This is a genomic window from Streptomyces sp. NPDC002324, assembly GCF_053593335.1.
In genome coordinates this window covers 98,816-106,035 of record NZ_JBSFCF010000035.1, presented here as the reverse complement: position 1 = coordinate 106,035, position 7,220 = coordinate 98,816, and the positions used below count along the sequence as shown (strand labels likewise).

At 69.6% G+C, this 7,220-nt stretch carries 6 protein-coding genes; 5 read left to right on the top strand and 1 reads right to left on the bottom strand.

Going from position 1 to position 7,220, the window contains the following annotated elements:
• Positions 1–168: 168 nt before the first annotated feature.
• Complete coding sequence (locus ACWCRJ_RS34315; RefSeq protein WP_005479907.1) at positions 169–348, bottom strand: hypothetical protein; 180 nt, start codon at positions 346–348, stop codon at positions 169–171.
• Positions 349–954: 606 nt separating this feature from the next.
• Here ACWCRJ_RS34315 and ACWCRJ_RS34310 point away from each other — a divergent pair.
• The 5 genes from ACWCRJ_RS34310 to ACWCRJ_RS34290 all read left to right on the top strand — a co-directional run bounded on the left by ACWCRJ_RS34310 (position 955) and on the right by ACWCRJ_RS34290 (position 6,826).
• Positions 955–4,851, top strand: coding sequence for a nitrate- and nitrite sensing domain-containing protein (locus tag ACWCRJ_RS34310; RefSeq protein ID WP_450942952.1), 3,897 nt, complete (start codon positions 955–957; stop codon positions 4,849–4,851).
• 9 nt (positions 4,852–4,860) lie between these two features.
• On the top strand, positions 4,861–5,274 hold the full coding sequence (locus ACWCRJ_RS34305) for a roadblock/LC7 domain-containing protein (RefSeq protein ID WP_005479910.1): 414 nt from the start codon (positions 4,861–4,863) through the stop codon (positions 5,272–5,274).
• Between the two features lie 111 nt (positions 5,275–5,385).
• The gene (locus tag ACWCRJ_RS34300) at positions 5,386–5,784 is read left to right on the top strand and encodes a DUF742 domain-containing protein (RefSeq protein WP_037695902.1); all 399 of its coding nucleotides are present in this window, start codon (positions 5,386–5,388) and stop codon (positions 5,782–5,784) included.
• On the top strand, positions 5,765–6,340 hold the full coding sequence (locus tag ACWCRJ_RS34295) for a GTP-binding protein (RefSeq protein ID WP_020114072.1): 576 nt from the start codon (positions 5,765–5,767) through the stop codon (positions 6,338–6,340). The genes ACWCRJ_RS34300 and ACWCRJ_RS34295 overlap by 20 nt, the downstream gene beginning before the upstream one ends.
• A gap of 51 nt (positions 6,341–6,391) precedes the next feature.
• Positions 6,392–6,826, top strand: coding sequence for a hypothetical protein (locus tag ACWCRJ_RS34290; RefSeq protein ID WP_450942951.1), 435 nt, complete (start codon positions 6,392–6,394; stop codon positions 6,824–6,826).
• Positions 6,827–7,220: the final 394 nt, after the last annotated feature.

The window sequence follows — 7,220 nt, the reverse complement described above, 5'->3', positions numbered from 1 at the left end:
GGGGCGGCCGCCGCGGCCGCCCCCCGCCCCGGCCGGCCGCCGGCCCCCGGCCGGGCGCGGCGCCCCCTTCGCCATGCGTACGCGCGGGAGTCCACACAGGACTCCGGGAAATCTTCACCGGAACCCCGTTGAGCGGTGGGCGGATTCCGCGCGTACTTGAGCTTGCAACTACTCCGCCGCCTGGACCGGGACCGTCATCAGGACCGTCCGGCGGGGGTTGGCGGTCTGGGAGGGGAGGTCGACGGAGTGCTCCTGCTCCGGCGTGCGCAGGTCCTCGGCGTCGGCGAGGTGGGCCAGCGTCGTGCGCCGGGGGTTGGCTATGTTGCGGAACATCGTCGTCGTCTTCACTGTTGTCCTGGACCTCGTCATGTGCGGGCGCCGGGCGGACCGCAAGGGCCGTCCCACAAGCGCGGGTTGTCGGATTCGCCATCCCTGTAAAGCGTCAGGCTAAACATCCGATTCCCGGGTCAAGTCGTGAAGAAGGCATGATCGGCGTGTGAGTTTGCTCACTCAGTCATGGGCAAAACGGTCAATTCAGGTCATCGATGCACCTTCGCGAAACGGGCATAACTCACCTGAAGCACCCATTCCGCTCCTGATCATGGCGACTGGGACACCCTGTTCGCACCATGAGATCGCACGGGTATGTCCGCTATGAACGCAAACACCTTCCACGCCCGGTGACGCGCTCCTCACATGCTGTCACAGTGAACAGACCGTTACCCATTGGCCTTGTTGGAGATCCGGCACTGTGCTGGAATTCCACGGACCGCCGCAGGATCGTGCCGGCGCGCAGGGGCGCAGAAGAAACAGCGCCTGGCGGCGGTGGGAGGGGGAGCCAGCGCCGGTCACTCACGACCACCAATTGGGGACGTATTCAGGGCGCCCCCGAAGACGCCGACACCGTCCCGCCGTTCACGCGGTGGGGCGCCTGGTCCAGAGGTTGCGACGCTAGTGCAGGGACGTTTCAAGAGGGATGGCAGCGCTTCGGCGGAGCCGGAGCCACACAACGGAACCGGTAACGGTTCCTCCCCCCAGCACGCCCAGAACCCGGGTCCGGCGGAGATCGGCGACGGCGGGGAGCGCTCCGGGCGCCACGGCGCGTCAGTTGCTCCCCAGCCCTCCGGGAAATCCACGGGCGGTACCAACGGCGGGGCCACGAGCGGCTCCCGAATAGCCCTGCGCAACTGGCGCATCTCCACCCGTCTGGTCTCGCTGCTCGCGCTCCCCGTGGTGGCGGCGACCTCGCTCGGTGCCCTGCGCATCGGCGACAACGTGGACGACATCCAGCAGCTCGACAACATGCGGCTGCTCACGGACATGACCAAGCAGGCGACCGAGCTCGCCACCGCGCTCCAGAACGAGCGGGACGAATCCGCCGGTCCCCTCGCGCACGGTGTGAACGCCGGCGACTACACGGTCAAGGGCGCCCGCGACAAGACGGACCTGGCCCGCGTCCAGTTCACGGACGCGACCCAGGCCGCCGAGACCGCGAACACCACCGAGAAGATGCCCGGTGTGCGCGACAGCCTCGTCCGGGTCGTGCGCGAGCTCTACAACCTGAGCAGCATCCGCAAGAACGCCTACGTGGACCCCAAGAACTCCACGCAGACGGTCGAGGCCTACCACCGCCTGATCGACCAGCTGCTGGAGCTGTCCACGGACATGGCCGAGGCCACCAGCAACCCGGACATGATCAAGCGGACCCGTGCCCTGGCTGCGTTCTCCTCCGCGAAGGAGTACGCGTCCGTGCAGCGCGCGGTCATCGCGGCGGCCCTGCCCGAGACCGACGACAAGGCCGGCCGGCTCTCCGAGAACGACCGGCTGTACGCCAACGCGGCGCTGGCCAACGAGGAGTCCGACCGCAGCACGTTCTCGGACATCTACGGCACCGGCGCCGAGAACGTGACCAAGCCGATCGACGACGCGAGCCCCACCATCGAGGCCTCCGACGTCTACGCGGACCGGGTCCTCGCCAGCGCGGGCGGTCTGGGCGGGCAGGACAAGCGCTCGTACAAGGACTGGACCGACGACTCCGCGGCCAAGATCGAGCAGATGAAGAAGATCGAGGGCTCGCTCCTCGAGGAGATGGAACAGACCGCCCGCAACCTCCGCGCCGACGCGGAGCAAGAGGCGATCATCTCCGGTGCGCTGATCCTCCTCGTCCTCGGTGTCTCCCTGGTCGGCGCGTTCGTCGTGGCCCGGTCCATGATCCGCTCGCTGCGCCGGCTGCAGGACACCGCGACCAAGGTCGCCCAGGACCGGCTGCCCGAGCTGGTCAAGCAGCTGTCGGAGTCGGACCCGCAGGACGTCGACACCTCCGTCGAGTCCGTCGGTGTGCACTCCCGGGACGAGATCGGCCAGGTGGCCGCGGCCTTCGACGACGTGCACCGCGAGGCCGTCCGCCTCGCCGCCGAGCAGGCCCTCCTGCGGGGCAACGTCAACGCGATGTTCACCAACCTCTCGCGCCGCTCCCAGGGCCTCATCCAGCGTCAGCTGTCGCTCATCTCCGAACTGGAGTCGCGCGAGGCCGACCCGGACCAGCTGTCCTCCCTGTTCAAGCTCGACCACCTCGCCACCCGCATGCGCCGTAACGGTGAGAACCTCCTCGTGCTCGCCGGTGAGGAGCCCGGCCGCCGCTGGACCCGCCCGGTCCCGCTGGTCGACGTGCTCCGCGCCGCAGCCTCCGAGGTGGAGCAGTACGAGCGCATCGAACTGTCCTCCGTGCCGACGACCGAGGTCGCCGGCCGTGTGGTCAACGACCTCGTGCACCTGCTCGCCGAGCTGCTGGAGAACGCCACCTCCTTCTCCTCGCCGCAGACCAAGGTCAAGGTCACCGGTCACGCCCTGCCCGACGGCCGGGTGCTGATCGAGATCCACGACACGGGTATCGGCCTCTCCCCCGAGGACCTCGCGGCGATCAACGAGCGCCTCGCCTCGCCGCCCACCGTGGACGTCTCGGTCTCCCGCCGCATGGGTCTGTTCGTGGTCGGCCGGCTGTCGCAGCGCCACGGCATCCGTATCCAGCTGCGCCCGTCCGACTCGGGCGGTACGACCGCGCTCGTCATGCTTCCCGTCGACGTGGCACAGGGCAACAAGAAGCCCACCCCGGGCAAGCCCGGCCAGGGTGCTCCCTCCACCGGTGGTCCGGCCGCCGCACAGGCCGCGGCCGGTGCCGCCGCCGCGCGTCGCCAGGCCGGCAACCAGTCGGGTCCGCCGCTCGGCGGCCCCTCCGCCGGTGGTGGCCTCCTCGGTGGTGCCCCCCAGCGTGGGCAGGTCGGCGCGGGCCAGGGCCCGCGGGCCGCACTGCCCGGCAACCCCAGTGGTCCGGGCGGTCTCGGCAACCCCGGTGGCCCGCGAGGTCCCCAGGGTGGTCCGCCGGTGCCCCCGCAGGGCGGCCGGCCTCCGGCGGGCGCCGGTGCCGGCGGGTTCGGCGGCGGCGGTGCGTTCGGCGGCGGTCAGGCACCCGGTGCCCCGCAGGGCCTCCAGGCCGCCGGGACCGGTGGCCCGAACGGCTTCGAGAGCTTCGACGACTCCGGACGCCAGGGCGGCTTCCCGACCGGCTCGGGCCTGCGCCCGGCCGGCGGTCCCGGTGACGCCGGTGCGTCCCGGCCCGGCCCGGCCGACGGCGGTCCGGGCGCCGTACCGCCCAAGCAGGGCAAGGAACGTTCCGGCAGGCGCCGTCCGCAGCTGCCCGGCCGCGGTGGTCCGCGCGCCGAGCTGCCCGGGGGCAACGCCCCGTCGCGGACGCCCAGCTGGAGCGACGACAACGCGCAGCCTCCGGTACCGCGCGCCTCGCTGGACGCCCCGCGCGGCCACGAGGAGCAGCCGGACGTCACCGCGCCGATGCCGCGCGTCGGCCCCGGCCAGGCTCCGGGCTCGCCCACGGACTTCCCGCGCGACCCGGGTGCCGACTTCGACAGCCGTCGCCCCGGCGCGGGCACGCCCGCGCAGGACGGCACCGGCTCCTACGTCCGCTCCGACGTCTACGGCGGGGCCGGTGCTCCGCCGGCGCCCACCGGTCCGTCCCGGGGTGGCTCGCAGGACCCGTCGTCCACCGGCCAGTTCGCCGCGACGGGCTACGACGGCTCCGGCACGGGCCAGTTCCCGGCGCCGGGTAGGCAGAACCCGCAGGGCACCGGCCAGTTCGGCGCTCCCGGCCGGCAGAACGGCCAGGGCCCCGGGCGGTACGACGCGCCGGGCCGGCAGAACTCCCAGGACACCGGCCAGTTCGAGCGGCCGCAGGTCAACGGGGAGGGCTTCAACGCGCCCCGCCCGCCGGTGCCGCCGCAGCGTCCCCCGGTGCCGCCGCAGCGTCCGGCGCGCCCGCAGGAGCCGGAGGCACTGCCCCCGGCGACGGGTCCGATGGACGGCCGTACCCCGCTCTACGACACGCTGGAGACCAACTGGTTCCACGGTCAGGGCGGCCAGAACGGTCAGAACGGCCAGCAGCAGGGACAGCAGAGCAACGGTTCCGCGCCGCAGCAGCCTGTCGCCCCCGCTCCCCAGACTCCGGTCGCTCCTCAGCGTCCGGCGAGCCCCGCCGCGCCCGCTTCCACCAGCTGGCGCAGCACGCCCAACGACGACCTGGTCCGCCAGGCCGAACGTGCCCGACAGCCTTCGGCGGGCGGGGTCACCACCTCCGGCCTGCCGCGCCGGGTCCCGCGTGCGAACCTCGTGCCGGGCACGGCTCAGCAGCAACAGCACCAAACCGGTCCGCAGGTCTCGCGTTCGCCTGACGACGTACGCGGCCGGCTGACCAATCTCCGTCGGGGCATCGCGCAGGGTCGACAGGCCGGCAACGGCCAGACCGGCAGCTTCCCGAGCCCCACTCACCAGCAGGAGCGTTAGTTGAGCCAGATGAGCCAAGCGGCACAGAACCTCAACTGGTTGATCACCAACTTCGTGGACAACACCCCCGGGGTGTCCCACACCGTCGTCGTGTCCGCCGACGGTCTTCTTCTGGCGATGTCGGAGGGCTTCCCGCGCGACCGTGCCGATCAGCTCGCGGCCGTCGCCTCCGGACTCACCTCGCTCACGGCCGGGGCGTCCCGGATCTTCGAGGGCGGGGACGTGGCCCAGACGGTGGTCGAGATGGAACGCGGCTTCCTGTTCCTGATGTCCGTCTCCGACGGATCGTCCCTGGCCGTACTCGCCCACCCCGAGTGCGACATCGGCCTGGTCGGTTACGAGATGGCGCTGCTCGTCGACCGCGCGGGCGCCGTGCTCACGCCCGATCTGCGCGCCGAACTCCAAGGCAGTCTGCTCCACTGACGCCTGCGGATCCACAGACCTCACCACATCACCGTCAGGCCGACACAGTCCCCCCACCGGCCCCCGTCAGACGGCACGACTGACCGACATGCTGTCCCGCTCGGAGGATCAATGACCCCGCCCACCGCTCCTCACGATCCGTACGCAGAGCCGTACGGAGACGAGGGCGACCAGCCTCTGGTTCGGCCGTACGCCATGACCGGTGGCCGGACGCGGCCGCGTTACCAGCTCGCCCTCGAGGCGCTGATCAGCACGACGGCAGACCCCGCGCACCTGACGGGACTGCTCCCCGAGCACCAGCGGATCTGCCACCTGTGCCGCGAGGTGAAGTCGGTGGCCGAGGTGTCGGCCCTGCTGTCCATGCCGCTCGGTGTGGCACGGATCCTTGTCGCGGACCTCGCCGAGGCCGGACTCGTCGCGATCCACCAGCCCGGTGGCGACGAGAACGCCGGCGGTGCCCCGGACGTGACTCTGCTGGAAAGGGTTCTCAGTGGACTTCGGAAGCTCTGAATCGGGGCGGGCCACCACCTCGGCGAAGATCGTGGTGGCGGGTGGCTTCGGCGTGGGCAAGACCACGTTCGTCGGGGCCGTCTCGGAGATCAACCCGCTGCGTACCGAGGCCGTCATGACGTCCGCGTCCGCGGGCATCGACGACCTCACCCACACCGGGGACAAGACGACCACCACGGTCGCCATGGACTTCGGCCGCATCACCCTCGACCAGGACCTGATCCTGTACCTGTTCGGCACCCCCGGACAGGACCGCTTCTGGTTCATGTGGGACGACCTCGTCCGCGGCGCCATCGGCGCCATCGTCCTCGTCGACACCCGCCGCCTCGCCGACTGCTTCCCCGCCGTCGACTACTTCGAGAACAGCGGCCTCCCCTTCGTCATCGCCCTCAACGGCTTCGAGGGGCACCAGCCCTACACGCCGGACGAGGTACGCGAGGCGCTCCAGATCGGACCGGACACGCCGATCATCACGACGGACGCCCGCCACCGGTCGGACGCCAAATCGGCGCTGATCACCCTTGTCGAGCACGCCCTCATGGCACGGCTGCGCTGACGCGTATCCGGATCAATCGCCCAACATCAAAGACCTTAGATTGGAATATCCGTGATCTTGAAGAGAGTCGCAGTCACGTTCGCCTCTTTCACATTGGTCACGCTGGCCACAATGCCCACAGCCGAGGCAGCCACCCACTCCACCGCTTGTGGATCAAGCTACTCAAGAGTGGGGCATTACTCCATAACGTCCAGCTGGGCACAGGCAACGAACCCTGGCGGATACCTGGACATTTACTACAGTTCAAGCACAGGCAAAAACTGTGCCGTGGTGTACCCATCTTCCACTCACCAGGGAAAGACGAGCCGACTTGAGGTGGACATAAGGAAGTCCGGCACTACCACCTGGATCGGACAAGGCGGCGACTTCACGTACTACGCCGGGCCTGTATACGTCTCCGCACCCGGCGCCTGCATCGACGCATTGGGCCTCATAGATGACGGATATGACTACAGGGGCGGCTTCTACGGCAAGCACTGCGGCTGACGGAGGCAGCACGAGCCTTCCAGCGAGCATCTCCAAGCACTCCTGCACCCATCCCGAGTAGCCTGGACTGGCGCTGCAGCTTGAGCGCAGCAAAGGTCGTGTACATCAGAGCCTTGACGTATATAACGTTTCGACAGAGAAGCGAAAGGCGCGTCACTACAGCTCGCACACGACTCATATCGCTACGCTCACGAGAGCTCCACCATTTGGTGGAGCTCGCTCCATTTGCCCGTTTCTCCGACGTGCGAGCGGGTCGGGTGCTCCGATTCGTCCCGTTTGGAAACTCGCTCCACGACATGCTGGAATGCCTGAACTGCCCATTAGTCAAAGACGTACTAGGGCGTGGAGTCACCCACGGCACGACGTAGGTGCCGGCGCCGAGAGGTTGTTGGTC

Excerpts from the sequence above, each read along its gene's own strand:
- ACWCRJ_RS34305 (WP_005479910.1), top strand. The coding sequence starts at position 4,861 with ATGAGCCAAGCGGCACAGAACCTCAACTGGTTGATCACCAACTTCGTG.
- ACWCRJ_RS34300 (WP_037695902.1), top strand. The coding sequence starts at position 5,386 with ATGACCCCGCCCACCGCTCCTCACGATCCGTACGCAGAGCCGTACGGA.